The sequence below is a fragment of the Subtercola lobariae genome, from assembly GCF_014640255.1.
Taxonomy (GTDB): Bacteria; Actinomycetota; Actinomycetes; order Actinomycetales; family Microbacteriaceae; genus Subtercola; species Subtercola lobariae.
This window is the reverse complement of sequence record NZ_BMGP01000005.1, coordinates 97,838-114,934: the sequence shown is the minus strand read 5'-3', so window position 1 is coordinate 114,934 and position 17,097 is coordinate 97,838. Positions and strand designations below refer to the sequence as shown.

Annotated in this window: 17 protein-coding genes and 1 pseudogene; 8 read left to right on the top strand and 10 right to left on the bottom strand. The window is 64.1% G+C overall.

The genetic code is table 11. The features are described from left to right. Positions 1-26 precede the first annotated feature (26 nt). The 4 genes from IEX24_RS13685 (at position 27) to IEX24_RS13670 (ending at position 3,860) form a co-directional block, all read left to right on the top strand. Complete coding sequence (locus IEX24_RS13685) at positions 27-1,211, top strand: ATP-binding protein (protein ID WP_188679169.1); 1,185 nt, start codon at positions 27-29, stop codon at positions 1,209-1,211. A gap of 28 nt (positions 1,212-1,239) precedes the next feature. After that, positions 1,240-2,679, top strand: a complete 1,440-nt coding sequence (locus tag IEX24_RS13680) for a purine-cytosine permease family protein (RefSeq protein WP_188679168.1) — start codon at positions 1,240-1,242, stop codon at positions 2,677-2,679. After that, the gene (locus tag IEX24_RS13675; RefSeq protein ID WP_188679167.1) at positions 2,676-3,176 is read left to right on the top strand and encodes a nucleoside deaminase; all 501 of its coding nucleotides are present in this window, start codon (positions 2,676-2,678) and stop codon (positions 3,174-3,176) included. Before IEX24_RS13680 ends, IEX24_RS13675 begins: the two co-directional genes overlap by 4 nt. A gap of 105 nt (positions 3,177-3,281) precedes the next feature. Continuing rightward, positions 3,282-3,860, top strand: a complete 579-nt coding sequence (locus tag IEX24_RS13670; RefSeq protein ID WP_188679166.1) for an HdeD family acid-resistance protein — start codon at positions 3,282-3,284, stop codon at positions 3,858-3,860. A gap of 36 nt (positions 3,861-3,896) precedes the next feature. Here the strand turns inward: IEX24_RS13670 and IEX24_RS13665 are convergent, their stop codons facing one another. Together IEX24_RS13665 and IEX24_RS13660 are read right to left on the bottom strand one after the other, a co-directional pair. Then, complete coding sequence (locus tag IEX24_RS13665) at positions 3,897-4,385, bottom strand: NUDIX hydrolase (protein ID WP_188679165.1); 489 nt, start codon at positions 4,383-4,385, stop codon at positions 3,897-3,899. Next, positions 4,378-5,142 carry an SDR family oxidoreductase gene (locus IEX24_RS13660; protein ID WP_188679164.1) on the bottom strand — a complete coding sequence of 255 codons (765 nt, stop codon included), beginning with the start codon at positions 5,140-5,142 and terminating at the stop codon, positions 4,378-4,380. Before IEX24_RS13660 ends, IEX24_RS13665 begins: the two co-directional genes overlap by 8 nt. 207 nt (positions 5,143-5,349) lie before the next feature. On the opposite strand from IEX24_RS13660, the gene IEX24_RS13655 reads away from it, so the two are divergent. The 4 genes and pseudogenes from IEX24_RS13655 to IEX24_RS13640 all read left to right on the top strand — a co-directional run bounded on the left by IEX24_RS13655 (position 5,350) and on the right by IEX24_RS13640 (position 8,235). After that, entirely contained in the window at positions 5,350-5,826 is a 477-nt protein-coding gene (locus tag IEX24_RS13655; protein WP_188679163.1) for an NfeD family protein, read from the top strand. Then, positions 5,823-6,907: pseudogene (locus IEX24_RS13650) on the top strand (SPFH domain-containing protein). Before IEX24_RS13655 ends, IEX24_RS13650 begins: the two are co-directional and overlap by 4 nt. Before the next feature lie 109 nt (positions 6,908-7,016). Continuing rightward, entirely contained in the window at positions 7,017-7,739 is a 723-nt protein-coding gene (locus tag IEX24_RS13645; protein WP_229715379.1) for a glycerophosphodiester phosphodiesterase family protein, read from the top strand. 130 nt (positions 7,740-7,869) lie between these two features. Beyond that, positions 7,870-8,235, top strand: a complete 366-nt coding sequence (locus IEX24_RS13640) for an RNA polymerase-binding protein RbpA (protein WP_188679162.1) — start codon at positions 7,870-7,872, stop codon at positions 8,233-8,235. 60 nt (positions 8,236-8,295) lie between these two features. Here the strand turns inward: IEX24_RS13640 and lnt are convergent, their stop codons facing one another. The 8 genes from lnt to IEX24_RS13600 all read right to left on the bottom strand — a co-directional run bounded on the left by lnt (position 8,296) and on the right by IEX24_RS13600 (position 17,095). Then, positions 8,296-9,936, bottom strand: a complete 1,641-nt coding sequence (gene lnt, locus IEX24_RS13635; protein WP_188679161.1) for an apolipoprotein N-acyltransferase — start codon at positions 9,934-9,936, stop codon at positions 8,296-8,298. A gap of 31 nt (positions 9,937-9,967) precedes the next feature. After that, a complete protein-coding gene (locus IEX24_RS13630) occupies positions 9,968-12,406 on the bottom strand; it encodes a DEAD/DEAH box helicase (protein WP_188679160.1) in 2,439 nt (812 codons plus the stop codon). Next, positions 12,406-13,161 (bottom strand): twin-arginine translocase subunit TatC, encoded by a 756-nt coding sequence (gene tatC, locus IEX24_RS13625; RefSeq protein ID WP_188679159.1) that lies wholly within the window; start codon positions 13,159-13,161, stop codon positions 12,406-12,408. The genes IEX24_RS13630 and tatC overlap by 1 nt, the downstream gene beginning before the upstream one ends. Before the next feature lie 74 nt (positions 13,162-13,235). Then, a complete protein-coding gene (gene tatA / locus IEX24_RS13620; RefSeq protein WP_188679158.1) occupies positions 13,236-13,559 on the bottom strand; it encodes a Sec-independent protein translocase subunit TatA in 324 nt (107 codons plus the stop codon). After that, positions 13,549-13,899, bottom strand: a complete 351-nt coding sequence (locus tag IEX24_RS13615; RefSeq protein ID WP_188679157.1) for a hypothetical protein — start codon at positions 13,897-13,899, stop codon at positions 13,549-13,551. Before IEX24_RS13615 ends, tatA begins: the two co-directional genes overlap by 11 nt. Before the next feature lie 9 nt (positions 13,900-13,908). Further along, positions 13,909-14,949 (bottom strand): helix-turn-helix transcriptional regulator, encoded by a 1,041-nt coding sequence (locus tag IEX24_RS13610; protein ID WP_188679156.1) that lies wholly within the window; start codon positions 14,947-14,949, stop codon positions 13,909-13,911. After that, a complete protein-coding gene (locus IEX24_RS13605) occupies positions 14,930-16,006 on the bottom strand; it encodes a helix-turn-helix transcriptional regulator (RefSeq protein WP_188679155.1) in 1,077 nt (358 codons plus the stop codon). Before IEX24_RS13605 ends, IEX24_RS13610 begins: the two co-directional genes overlap by 20 nt. Positions 16,007-16,135: 129 nt before the next feature. Further along, positions 16,136-17,095 carry an FKBP-type peptidyl-prolyl cis-trans isomerase gene (locus IEX24_RS13600; protein WP_188679154.1) on the bottom strand — a complete coding sequence of 320 codons (960 nt, stop codon included), beginning with the start codon at positions 17,093-17,095 and terminating at the stop codon, positions 16,136-16,138. Positions 17,096-17,097: the final 2 nt, after the last annotated feature.

Here is a 17,097-nt window from a genome sequence, read left to right as displayed (position 1 = left end):
TTAGTCGGGTGTATAAAGTTGTAGTCATGGAGTACCTGCTCAACCCGTTCAAGCCCGGTGCCGGCCGCATACCGCCTGAGTTGGCGGGGCGCGCTCAGCTCGTCGCCGAGTTTCGGCAGATGCTCTTTCAGGCCCGCGAGACCGGCGAGGGCGATCGTCCGTGGATTCTGACCGGCCTCCGCGGCGTGGGCAAGACCGTGCTGCTCAACCAGCTCGGCCGCGAAGCCACCGAACTCAAGCTCATGTTCGTCAAGGTCGAAGCCTCGGCATCCGCTCCCCTAGCCAACTCCCTCGCGAAAGAACTGCACCTTGCCCTGCGACGCGTGCTGTCGACCTCTGACAAGGCCAAAAAGATCTGGCACGCCTCGGCGCGTGCCCTGCGCTCCTTTCAATTGCGGGTAGACCCGACCGGTGCCTATTCGTTCGGCGTCACGGTAGAACCTCAGCTCGGCGTCGCCGACAGCGGCGATCTCGCCACCGACCTTCAAGAACTGCTCGAGCGAATCGGCCTCGCCGCCCGCGAAGAGAACACCGTTCTTTTACTGGCGGTGGATGAACTGCAAGAAGCCACCGCGCCAGACCTCGCCTCTCTCAACATGGCCCTGCACAACCTCGGCCAAAGCATCTCCCCCGTGCCCGTGCTCTTCGTGGGCGCCGGCCTGCCCTCGCTTCCGGCCGTCTTGGCCGATGCCACCAGTTACGCCGAACGCCTCTACGACTACCGCCGCATCGGTCTGCTCGACGAGACCGCAACCACAACGGCCCTGGTTGTACCCGTGCAATCGAACGGTGCCGAGTGGAGCGAAGGCGCCCTGAACGAAGCCGTCGATGCGACCGGCGGTTATCCCTACTTCATTCAGGCCTACGGCAGCTACATCTGGGCGGCCAGGGCGACGAACCTGATCTCGCTCGACGATGTCGAAATCGGCGTCGAATCGGCCCGTGCCGAGGTCGATCGTGGGCTCTACCAATCACGATGGGAGCGCTCCTCCCCCACCCAGCAAGCCTTCATGGCCGCCATGGCCCTTGACGCCGGCGATCCCTCCGCCATGAGCGAGCTCGTAGTGCGCCTGGGTAAGAAGTCGACCACCGACATCTCGGTAAACCGCCGCGACCTTATTCGCAGTGGCCTCATCTATATGCCGCAGCGCGGTTCGGTGGCCTTCACCGTGCCCGGAATGCACGACTTCATCACCCGCCAAGAGGCGTGAGAAAGCAGTTCGGCGTAAAGTTCCCATCATGAGTGACGCAACCCTGCTTGAACCCCAGACGTCAGCGCCAACCCGCATCGAGCCCGGTGGTATCGAAGCGATTCCGGATGCCCGGCGGCACGGCTCGCCGTGGCAGCTGTTCTCCACCTGGACGTCACCGAACCTCGAATTCGCCACCATCTTCGTGGGCGTCATCGCCGTGGTGGTGTTCGGTCTCGGCTTCTGGCAGGCGATTGCCGCCATTGTGCTGGGCAGTGCCGCCGGGGCTCTCACCCAGGGCATTCTCTCGACCTGGGGCCCGCGCGAGGGTCTCGCCCAAATGGTGCTCGGCCGCACCGCCTTCGGCTACCGTGGCAACATCGTGCCGGCCGCGCTGAACACGGTGATGGCCGGTCTCGGCTGGTTCGCCGTGAACTCGGTCAGCGGTGCCTTCGCCTTGGCCACGCTCACCGGAATGCCCACTGTGCTGGCGCTTCTGATCATCGTGGTCATCGAGGTCGGTGTGGCGTTCATCGGGCACGACCTCGTGCAGGTGTTCGAACGCTACGCCAGCTACGTTCTCGGCGCCATCTTCATCATTGCCACCATCACCATTTTCTTACACGCCGATCTCAGCGTCGGCGCCGGTCCGGCGGGGTTCAGCTTCGGCGGCTTCACGCTCGCCGCCGGGGCCGCGTTCGGTTATGCGGCCGGCTGGAACCCCTACGCCTCCGACTACAGCCGGTACCTGCCGCGTGCCACGAAGACGGTGACCATCGCCTGGGCGGCCGGCCTCGGTAACTTCGTTTCGTGCGTGGTGCTGATGGCTGCTGGCGCGGCGGCCGCCACCATCGCCGGTTTCGACATGTCGAACCCCACCGACTCGTTCACATCGAGCATGCCGCAGGTCATTCGTGACCTCACCCTCGTGGCCATCGCCGTGGGCGCCATCGCCGCGAACGCGCTCAACATCTATTCGGGTGCCATGTCGTTTCTGGCGGCCGGCATCAAGATTCCGTTCGCATTGCGGCGCGCGCTCGTTGCGCTGGGCTTCGGCATCATCGGCTTCTTCATCGCCTGGAGCGCACTGGCCGATGCCGGCGAGAAGTACGAGAACTTCTTGCTCGTCATCGCCTACTGGATCTCGCCGTGGCTCGGCGTGGTGCTCACCGACCGCGTGCTGCGCCGCGGCACTCAAATCGGTGCGATGGTCACCGACAAACCGCCCTATCGCAATGCGGCCGGCGTCATCGCCTTCGTGATCAGCCTCGTCGTGTCGGTGTGGCTGTTCTCGAACCAGACCTTCTTCGTCGGAGTGATTCCCGCCGCCAACCCCGCGGTGGGTGACCTCACCGCCGTGGTCGGGTTCGTACTCGCCGCTGTGTTGTACTTCGTGCTCTTTCGCGCCATCAAGCCCGCCCTCGGCGCACCGCACGGCCAGAACGACCCCGCGATCATCGCTGTCGACGCGGCAGACGACGTCGCATGAGCGCCGTAAGCAGCACGCCCGGCGATACGCCCGACTCCCCCGCCGAATTCTACGAAACGGATGCCCAGAAGCTTGCCGTCGCGACCGCCGAAGCCCTTCTCGGCGCGGCAGAGGGCGGCATTCCCATCGGCGCGGCGTTGTTCTCGGCTGACGGCCGCCTTCTGGGCAGCGGACACAACCGTCGCGTGCAAGACCACGACGCATCGATGCACGCCGAGACGAACGCGTTTCGCAACGCCGGCCGCCAGCAGAGTTACCGCGGCACCGTCATGGTGACCACGCTTTCGCCCTGCTGGTACTGCTCTGGCCTGGTGCGTCAGTTCGGCATCAGCCGCGTCATCGTGGGCGACGACCTCACCTTTCGGGGTGGCCAAGAGTGGCTGGCAGAGAACGGCGTCGACATCACCGTCGTCAACAACGAAGCCCTCATCGCCATGATGGGCGAATTCGTCGAGCTCAACCCGCGGCTCTGGAACGAAGACATCGGCACAGACTGAGCTTCTGACACACCTCGACTCACCCTGTGTTCGGGCTTCATCGAAGCATTCGCTGGCGCTATGTTTGTCTTGCATACCAAACTGTCAGAACGCTGAGGGGAACCCGTGTCAAGCAACACCACACCGACGTATTCATATGAGGCCGAAGACGTCACTGCATCGACCATTCGCTGGTTCAGAATCGCCCTGTGGATCGGCGCTGCGCTGTCGATCATCATCGGCATCGTCATTCTCGCCTGGCCCCAGTCGACCCTCGCGGTGGTCGCCTTCTTCTTCGGCCTCTACTTCTTCATCGTGGGCCTGGTTCGCGTCGTCGTCGGCATCGTCGATCGCGATCTCAGCACCGGCTGGCGGGTCACGAGCATCGTGCTCGGCGTACTTCTACTGATCGCAGGCGTCTTCGCGCTCAAAGACCCGGGCGCCACGCTCGTTTTGCTCGCGCTGCTCATCGGCATCTCGTGGATCGTCGAAGGCATCGTCACGCTCACCCAGGTCTCCGGCGCGAAAACCAAGTGGTTTCCCATCGTGTTCGGCATTCTCGCCATCATCGCGGGCATCATCTGCATCTTCGTACCGCTGTGGTCACTCGCCGTTCTAACGGTGTTCGCTGCCTGGACTCTGATAGTGCTCGGCATCGTTCAGGCCGTCTCGGCAGCATCGCTGCGCACCCCGAAAAAGGCCTGACCTCAAGCACATTCGACCAGGGCCGAGCTATGGCGCTCAGCTCTGGTCGAGCTGGTTCCGGATGACCGAAATCAGCTCTGCGGGCTCGAACAGTTCATCGGTCTGCTCGAGTTCGCCCACGGTCCACCACTTGCTCGCCTCCATATCGACGAGCTCCGACTCCGTCCATCCCGCGCTTGAGGGCGTGAACCGGGTCGTGCGATAGACGAACCACTCTTCGTAGTTCGTCTTGAAGACGCCGGGCTCGCGTTCGTCGCTGAATTCTCGTGACCATACCGGGGAACCGAGCGCATCCGGAGCAACCTCGAGCCCAGTCTCTTCGAACAGCTCACGCGCGGCGCCCTGGAGGTGCGTCTCACCTCGCTCGACGTGACCGCCCGGCGTCACCCAGCGCGTTGGATTGGTGTCGACTTGTGCCTTGGTGAAGAAGAGCAGCACGGCGTCGGTCTTATCGAACAGCAGCACTCGCGACTTGATGAAGTCGAAGCCGCTGCCCTCTGGCGCGGAGGGCTGCGAATCAGGCATGGGCGAAGTCGCTGATGTCGCCCACATAGCGGGTGTGATCGGCGGGAATCGGGTCGACCGCGGCGAGGGCGACCTCCGCAGCGAACTCTGCCACGTTGTACAGCCGGCCGGCCGATTCTTTGCGAGCACTGATGGCGCCCGGGTTGGCTCGCTCGAGCAGAGTCGCGGTGATGGTGCCCTCGATCATATCGCCCGAAACGACCACGAACGAGATGCCCGCTTCGTCGAGCTTCGGAATCAGTTCGCGCAGGGCGTCTTCGCCGGCCCGTTTGCTGAGGGCGACGGGCTCGTACTCGGGCATCGTCTCGGTGGTGCGAATGAAGTGCGCCTGGTGGCTGGTGACGAACACCACGCGTGAGCCGGGCTGCAAGAGCGGCAGGGCTTCGGTGAGCAGGTCGACCTGCGCGTCACGGTTCAAGGTGAGCGCGTAGTCGGCGGCCATGCCGCTCTCCATACCGCCCGAGGCGTTGAGCACGAGAATGTCGAGCCCGCCGAGCTCACGGCGAATGGTCTCGAACAGCACCGCGACAGACCCGGCGTCGGTCAGGTCGGCGCCTGCAGTGATGGCCGTCGCGCCCTCGGCCCGCAGCTTGTCGGCGAGCTTCACGGCCCGTGCCTCTTTGTTGCGAAAGTTGATGACGACGCTCGCGCCCGCTTCGGCGAAATACGAAACCGTGTCTGCGCCGACGCCTCGCGACGAGCCGGTGACCAGCACACGCTTGCCCGTGAGTGAACCGGGGGTGAGTGGGTTAGACACGTCGTGCTCCTTCAAGAATCTGGTGAGTGCGTTGGGCCGCACAGGTACGGCACTGACCCTATCAAGGGTGCGAGCACCCCGGCGCGCTCTCGCTCGTTCTTAACTGATATATACTCATTAGATTGCTACCGAGACGCTGTGACTTTGGCAGAGCGTCGGTCGTTGCTGATAGTTTCATTAGAGGTAATACCAGCGAAGGAGCACCTGATGGCCGACTTTCTGGCATCGTACGCGTGGGTGATCTGGCTTGCGCTGATCCTCGTTTTTCTGGTGGTCGAAACGCTCACTCTCGACCTGATTTTTCTGATGCTCGCCATCGGCAGTGTGGGCGGTCTCGTCGCTCATTTCGCCGGTGCGCCGTTCTTGCTGCAGATTCCTATCGCCGGCGTCATCGCGTTGCTGCTGATCTTCACCCTGCGGCCGCCATTACTTCGGCGGCTCCGGCGCGGGGGCGATCCGGCGAAGAGCAACGTCGAAGCGCTGCTCGGGCTCGAGGGCCGCGTGCTAGATCCGGTCACCACCATTTCGGGCACGGTGCGGCTGAGCAATGGTGACACTTGGACGGCCCGGGTCTTTCCCTCATCCACCCTGCAGAGCCTGATGCCGGGCGAAACCGTCGTCGTCAAAGCAATCGACGGCGCGACCGCGCTCGTCGAGACTCCCACTGAAAGGCGTGAACTGTGACCGCAACCGTTGTGGGGCAAATCGTGGCACTCGTCGTAGTGCTCATCATCGTCATTTTCGTCATCGTGACGTTGGCGAAGGCGATTCGAATCATTCCGCAAGCAAACGCGGGCGTCGTCGAGCGGCTCGGCAAGTACCACAAGACGCTCATGCCCGGGCTGAACCTGCTGGTTCCGTTCATCGACCGGCTTCGGCCGCTGATCGACCTGCGCGAGCAAGTGGTGTCGTTNTGCGCGAGCAAGTGGTGTCGTTTCCCCCACAGCCGGTCATCACCGAAGACAACCTGGTGGTCTCCATCGACACCGTGGTGTTCTTTCAGGTGACGGATGCCCGGGCTGCAACGTACGAGATCGCGAACTATCTCGGGGCCGTCGAACAGCTCGCCACCACGACCCTTCGTAATGTCGTCGGCGGAATGAACCTCGAGCAGGCGCTGACTTCGCGTGACGCGATCAACACTCAGCTGCGCGCAGTACTCGACGAGGCGACCGGAAAGTGGGGCATCCGCGTCGGCCGTGTCGAGCTGAAGGCCATCGACCCGCCCATCTCGATTCAAGACTCGATGGAGAAGCAGATGCGTGCCGAGCGAGAGCGTCGTGCCGTGATTCTGACCGCCGAGGGTACGAAGCAGTCGGCCATTCTGCAGGCCGAGGGCCGCCGGCAGGCCGAGATTCTGTCGGCCGAGGGTGACGCGAAGGCCGCCGTCTTGCGCGCACAGGGTGAGGCCGAGGCCATCGCCACCGTGTTCGACGCGATTCACCGCGGCGACCCCGACCCCAAGTTGCTGGCGTACCAGTACCTGCAGACGCTGCCGAAGCTCGCAGAGGGCACGGCGAACAAGCTGTGGTTCATTCCGAGCGAGTTCACGAACGCGCTGCAGGGCATCGCGAAGGGCTTCGGCGCCAAGTCGCCCGACCTGCCGGGTTACGGCTCGTTCAACCCCGAAGCCGCGTCTCAGAGTGATGCACCTGAGGAAGCTAAAAAATCAACACCCCCTGCAACAGACTCAGAACCGCGACCGTCGATACTCGATACTCCGCTTTCTGAGATTCCGTTGATCGGTACGACTCCTGAAGAGTGAGCGCCGGGCCTCCCCACCGACTACTCCACCCGCCGCCAGCGGCGCGCGGAGCCTCGAGTCGGCGTGGGCCCAGAGGGGCGGAGCATTTTTCGCGCCGCCCCTCCCCCGACTGCTCGCGCATCGTGGGCTGGCAACGAGTCAGCCCGAGAACACCATTGCTGCCTTTCGGGCGGCCGTGGCGTGCGGAGCCACGTACGTAGAGCTCGACGTGCACGCGTCAAGCGACGGCGAGGCGATCGTCGCCCACGACCCGAACCTGACGCGACTGCTGGGCCGCGAAGACACCATCGCGGGCCTCACCACGAGCGAGCTCGCTGAGCTCGACCTCGGCGACGGATCGGGGTTCGCTACTCTCGCCGAGGTTCTCGCCGCGCTGCCCGAGACGCGACTGAACATCGACATCAAGGCCTCCGCTGCGGCAGCGCCGGCTGCCGCAGCCATTCTCGCCGCGCACGCGCTCGACCGAGTGCTCATCACCTCGTTCTCGAACAAGCGCCGACGCGCCGCCGTGGCGCTGCTGCCGGGGGTCGCGACGTCTGCTTCGGCGCGGCCGTTTCTCATCGCCCTCGTGGCCGCCACGCTCGGGTTGCGCCCCGTGGTGAGGCGGGTGCTACGCGAGGTGGATGCGCTGCAAGTGCCCGAGACCGCGCTGGGGTTGCGGGTAACGTCGCCGAGAGTGCTGCGGAGCATCCACTCGGCCGGCGTAGAAGTGCACATCTGGACCATCAACGACCCGGCCACAATGACGAAGCTGCTCGACCTCGGGGTCGACGGTATTGTCACCGATCGCATCGACCTCGCGCTAGGCCTTGTAGAGAATCGCCCGCAGTAGCAGGCTCAAGCTGTCTGAACTCGATATTGAGGCACACTCTGGGAGTGTTCTGAGAATAGCCGGCGATGCGAATGATCCTCTCAGCTGAGGGGTTTATACAGAGGTAAGCGAAGCGGGAGGAGACCACACAATGGCAGATCGCAGCTTGCGCGGAATGAGACTCGGGGGCCAAAGCCTCCAGAGTGAAGAGGGAGTCGTTTTCTCTCCGCGCATGACACACACATACCTTTGCAGCACGTGCGGCAAAGAAACTGAAATGGTTTTTTCGGCAGAAGCCGAAGCGCCAGAAACCTGGGAATGCAAGTTCTGCAGCAACGAAGCGATCTTGATGATCGGCTCAGAGCCGATGATTCTCGATCGGGCCGAGGCCAAAGTGCCTCGAAGCCACTGGGACATGCTGCTTGAACGCCGCACTCGCGCAGAACTCGAAGAACTCCTCCAAGAGCGACTCGACTACCTGCGCGCCCGTCGCGGCCAGCAGAAGATCGGCGCGTAGAACGCACCAACACCGACCTCCGCGCCCCTCAGCCCTCCGGCTGGGGCGGCGCGTTTGTCGTTAAGCTTTCTTTTCGCTGATGCGGCGGAGTCGGGCGGCCGCTACGAGGGCGAAGACCAGGCCGGCCAGGCCGAGGCCCGAGACGAGTAACTCGATGCCCTTGCTAATGAGTGTTGCAGGGGTCGTGGTGGTCGAAAGCGGCACGTTGTCGACCATGGCACCCGGCTGGTACGGCGCGATGGCGTCGATAGTCGTGCCGTCAGGGCCGATGATGGCGCTGTGACCGACGGTCGAGATGTTCACAACGCTGCGACCCGTTTCGATGGCCCGCAGCCTGGCGATAGCGAGCTGCTGCAGGTTCTCGTCGGTCTGGCCGAAGTCGGCGTTGTTCGTCTGCGCCAGAATCACCTGGGCGCCGTCGTTCACCATCGACGAAACGGCCTGGTCGTCGGTGATGTCGAAGCAGATCGAGATGCCGGCGGTGACCCCGTTGACGTTCATCACCGTGTCTGTGGTGCCGATCTGGTAATCACGAGTCACCATGTCGACCAGCGCCGGCGCCAGAGCGTGAAAGAACGATCGCGCAGGCATGTACTCGGCGAAGGGCACCGGATGCCGCTTGTCGTAGTAATCGGCGACCTGGCCGTTCTCCCACAGCAGTGACGTGTTGTAATACTTGCCGTCGCGCTCGGCGATGGTGCCCACCACGAGCGGCGCCTTCATGATCTGACTGACGAAGTCGAGGTCTTGCGCCGCAATGGCGTTCGTCTCAGGATCGATGTCTGAGGCGTTCTCGGGCCACACCACCATGTCGACGTTCTGACCCTCGAGGCCGAGCGTCTCGGTGATGTGCGCGTTGAGATTGTCGCCCGCCTCGACGCGGTCGAGCAGGCCCGACTTCGTGTTGCCCTGAACCGCTGCGATGCGCGTCGTGCCCTGAGTCGGCGCCGGCCACGCCGGGATGACCAGCAGCACGGCGGCCGCAGCGACGGCCAGTGTGATGCGGCCGACGACACTCGCCTGACCCTCGCGAACGAGCTGTACGACGAAGGCGATGAGCCAGACCAGCGCGAAGCTCAGGCCCGAGATGCCGAGGTACGCAACGAGCGAGGCGAACGGGCTGGTCGACTGCGAGAACGCGACCCGGCCCCAGGAGAATCCACCTTCGGGGGCCACGGCCGTGATGGCTTCACGGGCCGTCCAGAGCCCGGAGATCACCACCGGCAGAACACCGAGCCGGCCCAAGCGGGTTGTCCACACCGCATTCGCATACCGGTACACGAGAGCGATCGCCACTGCGCCCACCGCGAAGAAGATGGCCTCGAGAATCGCGAGGCCGAGCCACGGCACCGGGCCGAGGTACAGGGTGAGCCAGTTGATCAGCGACCCCCAGAAGGCGAACCCCCCGATGAGCCCCACAAGAACGGCTCCGCGCCACGAGCGGCCGATGAGCGAGAGCAGAGTTAGTGCCACGCCGAGCAGGGTCAGCGGCCAGATGTCGGTACCCGGAAAGCCGTTGGTGAGCGCGATGCCGCCGCCGATAGCGGTGAGGCAGGCGAGCCAGAGGGGCAGAATCGGCCGGGTCACCGCTGGGCGGGCATCCACGAGCCGGCTACTGAGGCTCAGCCGTGACAGGCGTCGCCCCACCGAACCAGGCGCGGCCTCTTCGGTGGGCGTCACGACGCGTTCGGTGGTGGTCATAGTGAGTTTCTAGTTGGTTTGGCTGGGAGTCTCACGATACCGAGGAGTACGCGACGATTCCGCGTTTGACCAGGTCGAGAGCGAGGCGGGCGGTGGTCGCGACCTTCACGTCGGGCAGGTTCTGCAATTGGTCGAGCAGGTCGATGGTCTGCTTGGTCCAGCGCACGAAGTCGCCGGCCGCGAGGTCAGCGTCGAAGAGCACCGTGTCGAGGCTCGCGCCGCGAGCCCACTCGTTCATGGGCTTGGCCAAACCCACCGAGATGGGCGACGAACCAGGCAGCCGATGCCGGGTCTCGAGTTCTTGCAGGTCATGCCAGAGTTCGTTCGTCTTCTCGAGGGCACCGCGAAAGGCGCCGCGCGGCAAGAACCGCTCGGGAATCTCGCTCTCGTCACGCCGAGGTTCGTAGACCAGCGAACACGCCATGGCGGCAAGGCCAGCCGGGTCGAGGTTCGCCCAGACTCCCCGGCGGATGCACTCCGCCACCAGAAGGTCACGCTCGCCGTAGATGCGTTTGAGGTTCTTGCCCGTGTCGGTGAGAGTCAGCTCGCCTTCGGCGTCTTCGCGAAGGTACTCGAGTTGCAGCAGCACCTCGGTGATGCGGTCGAACACCTTCGCGATGGCTCCCGTGCGGGTGTTGATCTGCGCGAGCAGGTGATCGGTCTCGCGTTTGAGGCGGTACCAGCGCTCGGCCCAGCGGGCGTGGTGCTCGCGATCGGGGCAGTTCGACACGGGGTGAGCCTTCATGCGGCGGCGCAACTCGGTGATCTTCTTCTGCCGGCTGTCTCGCTCGGCGCGCGTTTGGGTGTCGGCCCGGCCGGCTCCCGAACGCTCGACGTCGCTGAGTTCGCGGCGCAGCGCGGCGTACTCACTGAAATCGCCGAGATGGCAGGTCATGGCCTTTTCGTAACCCGCGAGCGTCTCTTCTTGCTGGCGCACCTTGCGGGCCAGGTCGACCACCGCCCGGTCGGCCTGAAACTGGGCGAACGACAACTCGAGAGAGTCGCGGGTACGTGCGCGGCCGAACTGGTCGATGAGGTTCACGGCCATGTTGTAGGTGGGCCTGAAGCTCGAGTTCAGCGGGTAGGTGCGTCGAGAGGCGAGAGAGGCGACCGATTGCGGGTCGACCCCGTCGCGCCACTGAATGACTGAGTGGCCCTCAACGTCGATTCCGCGTCGACCCGCGCGGCCGGTGAGCTGGGTGTATTCCCCCGGCGTGATGGGCACCCGGCCCTCACCGTTGTACTTCTCGAGGCTCTCGAGAACCACCGTGCGCGCGGGCATGTTGATGCCGAGGGCAAGAGTCTCGGTCGCGAACACCACGCGAACCAGTCTCTTCTGAAAAAGTTCTTCGACGACCTCTTTGAAGGCGGGCAAAAGCCCGGCGTGGTGGGCCGCAACACCGCGTTCAAGCCCTTCAAGCCACTCCCAATAGCCGAGAACCGCGAGGTCTTCGTCGAGCAGGGTGCGGCACCGATCATCCACGATCGCCCGAATCTCGTCACGCTCTTCGGCCGTCGTGAGTCGCACGCCAGCCCGAAGCACCTGCTTCACGGCTTGGTCGCAACCCTTGCGGCTGAAGATGAAGAAGATGGCCGGCAGCAAGTTGTGCTCGTCGAGCAGGTCGGTTATCTCGGCGCGATCCATTCGCGCGCTTTCGCTGTACTGCGGGCGATACCGGGCCTTGCCGCTGCGCCCACGCTGATCGTTGCGATTGCGTGAGGTGGGCGCACCCGACGAACGTGCGACGCGCATCAGCTCGGGGTTGACCCGGCTCGAGAGTGCCTGCCCGGTGCCGTCGAAGAGATCGAGCAGCTTGTGCCGAACGAGCATGTGCTGGTCGAGCGGAACGGGCCGGTCTTCAGACACGATTACTTCGGTGTCGCCGCGAACGGCTTGCAGCCAGTCACCGAACTCTTCTGCGTTCGACACGGTGGCGCTCAGTGAGACCATGCGAACCGATGCGGGCAGGTGGATGATCACCTCTTCCCACACCGCGCCCCTAAACCGGTCTGCGAGGTAGTGCACCTCGTCCATCACGACGAACGCGAGATTCGTGAGCAGATCTGACCCGGCATAGAGCATGTTGCGCAGAACTTCAGTGGTCATGACCACAATGCGCGCGGTGGGATTGATGTTGGTGTCGCCGGTGAGCAGACCCACCTCGTCGGGACCGTATTCAGCCACGAACTCTTGAAACTTCTGGTTGCTGAGAGCTTTGATGGGCGCGGTGTAGAACACTTTGGCCGAGCGTTGCTGCATGGCCATGAAGACTGCGAACTCGGCCACGATGGTCTTGCCTGCACCGGTGGGCGCGGCCACAAGCACGCTGTTACCCGCCTCGAGCAGTCGGCAGGCCTCGATCTGAAACGGGTCGAGGTCGAACTTCAGGCCTTGCCGAAAGTCGTCGACGATGGGGTTGTTCGCTCGCTTCTTACTGAGCGCATAACGCTCAGCCGGAGAAAGGGTCATTACGGAACGACCAGTTCGGCGTCGAACTTTTCCTGTCTCTTCGCTTTGCGACGGTCGTGAACGGTCGCGATGAGGGCTGCCGAGTAGAAGAGCACGATCATCGGAATGGCCAGCAAGAACATCGAGAACACGTCTGCCGCCGGCGTTGCGATGGCGGTGAACAAGATGATCACCAGCACCGCGATGCGCCACGACTTCAGAATGGCCTTCGCGCTCAGAATGCCGGCGAAATTCAGCAGCACCAGTAACACCGGCATCACGAACGCTATGCCGATGGCTATGACGAGTTTCAGCACGAACGAGTAATACGTTTGGGCGCTGATGATGGCGGTGGTGCCCGAGGGCGCGAAGCCCGTCAGCAGTGACACCATGTGCGGCAAGACATACCATCCGGCGGCGCAGCCGGCGAGAAACAGCGGGATGCTCGTCAGAACGAACCCGACCCCGTACTGCTTCTCTTTTCGGGTCAGCCCGGGCACCAAGAACGCCCAGATCTGGTAGAGCCAAATCGGCGACGAGATGACGACACCCACCGTGATCGCGATCTGCAAACGCAGATCGAACGCCTCAGAGATGTCGGTGAAGTTGAGCGACGCCACCCGACCTTGCGAGTCGGTGATGGCGCTCACTGGCGCGCTCAGCGCCACCAGAACCTGATCGGAGATCAGCCAGCCGATGACCGACCCGATGGCGATGCCCAGGATAGCTCGGAATATACGTTTGCGAAACTCGACCAGGTGCTCGCCGAGCGACATTCTGCCGTCACGGTTTGCACTCTTCTTTGGCCGGGTTTTAGGCGCTATAGCCACCGGCTGAAGACCCTGCGGCCTTACGCTTTAGGCTGCGTGTCGACCGGAACGCCGTTGAGGGTTGCCGTTGCGGGGGCGGCCTGAACCGGCTGAGCCTGAGCGGTCGGTGCCGGCGAAGCGACGACGGTGGCCGGAGTAGCCAGCGGAGCCGGGTCGGCAATGGTCGACGCGTTCTCGGCCGTTGCGGCCGGGTCGTCGCTCTTCATGGTCTTGACTTCGCTCTTGAAGATGCGCATCGACTGGCCGACGCTGCGGGCGAGGCCGGGGAGTTTCGGAGCACCGAAGAGAAGCAACACGATCGCGAGAATGACAATCAGGTGCCATCCCTGAAGGTTACCGAGCATGAGGCCACGTCCTTTGTCTGTAATCGGTTCGTATGAGCAGTTTACCCCGAAGGAGTAGTTTCTCTCTGCGAACTTGCTTGCGATCTTCCCTGCGCTGCCGGTAGGCATCGCGTGCGCGGGAGACCGCGGGGTACCCCTCCAGAATAGCGTCGGGTAGCGCGAGGTCGGCGTCTAGCGCTGTTACGTTGTCGTTAATTTTGGCGACCTGGTCGCCCAACGTGGCGAGGTCGGCCAGCGTGGCCATGGCCTTGTGAAAGAGGCGGTAGCCGAAAAAGGCGAGCATACCGAAGAGGCAGAGCACCAACCCCACCCAAATAATCACCCACACCCACCACTGCATACGGCGAGTCTACGCGGGGTCTGGCCGGCCCGCCGCGGCGGAGCCAGCTGGGTCTTCGCCGTTGGCGGCGTACGCGTCGAGGGCCGCGGCCGCCCAGTCGTGCACGGCCAGCCGCGCCTCAGGCGGGTCGACCACGCGAACGACCCCGGGCAGGCTGGCGACGAGGCGCTTCAGCCCGTGAATATGCGCCACGCGAACGGTGACCTGGGTCAGCGCACCGAGCGAGATCTGCGGTTCGCCCTCGGCGAGGTACTCCCCCAGCAGCCCCACCGCGGCGGGCAGAACCTCGAGCACCACGCCCTGCGTCTCACCCGAGCCGTCGAACAGGGTGTCGGGCAGTGACAGGTCGCCCGGGCTGTACGTGTTGGGAGCATCCGTCTGCGTGAGGTCTGCCATGCGATCGAGTCTGAACGTGCGAATACCCTGCCTGGTGTGGCACCAGCCGCGCAGATACCAGTCTTCGTTGTTCGAGTCGATACGCAGCGGGTCGACCACGCGGTGCTCGCGGTCGCCGCGAGAGCTCACGTAGTCGAACTCGATCTGGGTGCCTCGCTCAACGGCAGATCGAATGGTGAGAAGACTCTCACTCGGCGCCGCTCGAGCCACCGCCACTTGACTGGGGGCTTCGGATGCCCCGCGAGCCAACTTCGCCATCAACCCCGAGAGCACTGAGCTATCGAGCGACTCCGGCAGTGCTTGAAGGTACTGCAGGCCGGCGATCAGCGCGGCCGCTTCGCGCGCCGAGAACCGCGGCGAATCATCGAGTGCGACCCGATGGGTGATCTGAATCTCGTCGCTTTCTTCGAAGTCGTCCCACGCGATGTCGAAGAGGTCGCCATGCTGGTATTGGGCCGTTTCACCGGGCACACCCGAGACCGCGATGAGGCGCACGGCTTCACGCACTTGCTCTTCGCTCACCTGAAAGTGACTGGCAACCTCGCCGACCGAGACGCGATCGCGGTCGAGCAGGTACGGAACGAGCGAGAGCAGAAACGCGAGTTTGTCTTGCGCGTGAACGAACGAGGTGGTGTTAGGCGGGTTCTTCGGCATTCGACTGCTCCTTTCGCTCGTGAGGTTCATCGCGCCCGGTCTGCCGACCCGGCGTTGGTGTCAGGTGGGTCGCCACCGTCAGTTCGAGACGCTTGCGCACGGCGTCACGAAGCTCGGGCGGCGAAACCACGAAAACTTCGGGCCCGAAACCGGCGAGTTCGTCAGCCAAGAGGTGCAGGTCGGTGAAGTGCAGGGTGAGCCGGGCATCCGCGGCTCGTATGCTGCCACGGCGTTTCAGAAGTCGGGTTTCGGCGTCGGAGTTCGCACGCACGTCGACCTCCGCTCGGTTGCGCTGCCAGATCTCGTCGAGTTGAGCGAGTGCCGTCTCGGCCGACTGGTCGTCGGTGCTCTCGAACGAGATTCGGGTTCGAGTCACGGGCCCGATAATGCGTGACAGAAGAAAGGTGCGTGGCTCGTTGACGTTCTGGTCGATGCCCCGAACGTGCCACCGGCCTTCGTGTTGCACCACCGAGAGCGGCGCGACCGTACGTTCACGCGGCGAGAGGTCACCCGGTTTGAGGTAGGCGAACCGCACTAGAACCCGTCGTGCCAACGCGTCGGTCAGCGGGTCGAAAGCGGCCTCACGGGTGCGAATGCGCGGGGCATAGCCGAGCACGGGTTCGATGGAATCGACGCCGAGCGACTGCAGCTTCAGCAGCGCGTGCCGCGACTCGCGAGAGAGCGAACCCTCACGCCAGGCGAGAGCGGCGAGATTCAGCAGCGCGATCTCGTCTGACGAGAACGAGATGTCGGCCGGCAGGTCATATGCGCCTTTAGGAATGCGATAGCGCAGGTGGTGATTGCTGCCCGCTTCGTCGAGCGGCTCGATGGTCTCGAGTGGCACGCCGAGCTCACGAATGTCGTCTTTGTCGCGTTCGAACTGACGCTCGAGGCTCGCGTTGTCGCCGCCGAAGACGTACTTCTGACGGTACCCCTGAACGGTCGACAGAATCTCATTCTTCGTCAACCCCGCTTCGCTGGCGAGCAGCGCCAGCACGAGGCTGAACAGCCGCTCTTCAACGGCAACCGGCGCCGCCCCCGAGCTCTCAGTAGTCACCACAGAATTCTATGGCGCTGGGCGCTCAGAACGGCGCGATTGCGCTCTGGGCAGAGTGGATGCCCGCGCGGCGCCAACCCGTTGGTGCCGGTTTGCGCCGCTCAGCCCCGCGCCGTAGCTCTGCGACCGTTACTGAGACGGAGTCGCCTGCACTGTGCCGAGAACGTCGACCACATAGATGAGAGTCGAATTGGCCGGAACAGCAGGGTCTGTCGACGCCGTGGAGCCGTACCCGGCGCTCGGCGGAACGACCGTGATGTACTGCGACCCGACGGTTTGGCCGACGAGCGCCGGAACGACGGTGGTCGACAGCGGCTGTGTAGCTGAAGCGGTTGCCACGACGGGCACCCCGTCATCCCACGTGGTCTTCGCGACCGACTTGTCTGCCCACACCACGGCGGTGTACTTGACGACAACGTGGTCGCCTTCGGCGACAACCGCGCCGTTACCCTTTTTCAGTACGGCCGTCTTGAGATCGGTGGGAACCGCGCCAGAAGGAATGGTGATGCCGGGTCGGCCGTCGGGGCCGAGAGCGACGCTCGGGAAGCCGGCCTGAGCAGGCTGGGTCGCGCCGTCGGCGCGAGCCGGGAACGAGCCGATGACGTCGAACACGGCGACCACAGAGTCGGCGCTGCCTGCGCTGCTGTCGCTGGCGGCGACCGGGGGCATCGTGATGGCGAGCCGCGACCCGACCGTAGCGCACCGCACCCCAGCGTCGAGGGCAGGCAGCGCGTCGAGCTTGCCGACGACGAAGCCGGCGGAGTCTGAGCCGTTGTACGAGGACTTCTGCTGCACCTGGCCAGTGGCGCCGTCGACGAAGGTGTACTCGCCGAGAATGTAGTCGCCCTCGCCTACGGTGGCGCCCGTGCCCTTGATCAGCGTCGTGACCTGGGGCCCAGTGACATCGAGCGGAGTGTAAAACGAGACGGTCGGTGCGGTACCGAAGTCGCCGGTGGCGGTCACGAGGTTCGAGGCCGGCCCCGCGGTGGCTTGAGGCGTGCATCCGGCGGCTGAGTCTGACGACGAACTGCAGCCGGCCAAGGCGACGAGCAGGCCTGCGGCCACGGTGAGCGCGACAAACTTACGCACGG

What these genes read in the sequence shown, in the direction of transcription:
- IEX24_RS13640 (WP_188679162.1), top strand. Translation starts at nt 7,870, where the DNA reads ATGGCAGATCGCAGCTTGCGCGGAATGAGACTCGGGGGCCAAAGCCTC.
- IEX24_RS13630 (WP_188679160.1), bottom strand. Translation starts at nt 12,406, where the DNA reads ATGACCCTTTCTCCGGCTGAGCGTTATGCGCTCAGTAAGAAGCGAGCG.
- lnt (WP_188679161.1), bottom strand. Translation starts at nt 9,936, where the DNA reads ATGACCACCACCGAACGCGTCGTGACGCCCACCGAAGAGGCCGCGCCT.
- IEX24_RS13615 (WP_188679157.1), bottom strand. Translation starts at nt 13,899, where the DNA reads ATGCAGTGGTGGGTGTGGGTGATTATTTGGGTGGGGTTGGTGCTCTGC.
- tatC (WP_188679159.1), bottom strand. Translation starts at nt 13,161, where the DNA reads ATGTCGCTCGGCGAGCACCTGGTCGAGTTTCGCAAACGTATATTCCGA.
- tatA (WP_188679158.1), bottom strand. Translation starts at nt 13,559, where the DNA reads ATGCTCGGTAACCTTCAGGGATGGCACCTGATTGTCATTCTCGCGATC.
- IEX24_RS13655 (WP_188679163.1), top strand. Translation starts at nt 5,350, where the DNA reads ATGGCCGACTTTCTGGCATCGTACGCGTGGGTGATCTGGCTTGCGCTG.
- IEX24_RS13610 (WP_188679156.1), bottom strand. Translation starts at nt 14,949, where the DNA reads ATGCCGAAGAACCCGCCTAACACCACCTCGTTCGTTCACGCGCAAGAC.
- IEX24_RS13680 (WP_188679168.1), top strand. Translation starts at nt 1,240, where the DNA reads ATGAGTGACGCAACCCTGCTTGAACCCCAGACGTCAGCGCCAACCCGC.
- IEX24_RS13675 (WP_188679167.1), top strand. Translation starts at nt 2,676, where the DNA reads ATGAGCGCCGTAAGCAGCACGCCCGGCGATACGCCCGACTCCCCCGCC.
- IEX24_RS13665 (WP_188679165.1), bottom strand. Translation starts at nt 4,385, where the DNA reads ATGCCTGATTCGCAGCCCTCCGCGCCAGAGGGCAGCGGCTTCGACTTC.
- IEX24_RS13685 (WP_188679169.1), top strand. Translation starts at nt 27, where the DNA reads ATGGAGTACCTGCTCAACCCGTTCAAGCCCGGTGCCGGCCGCATACCG.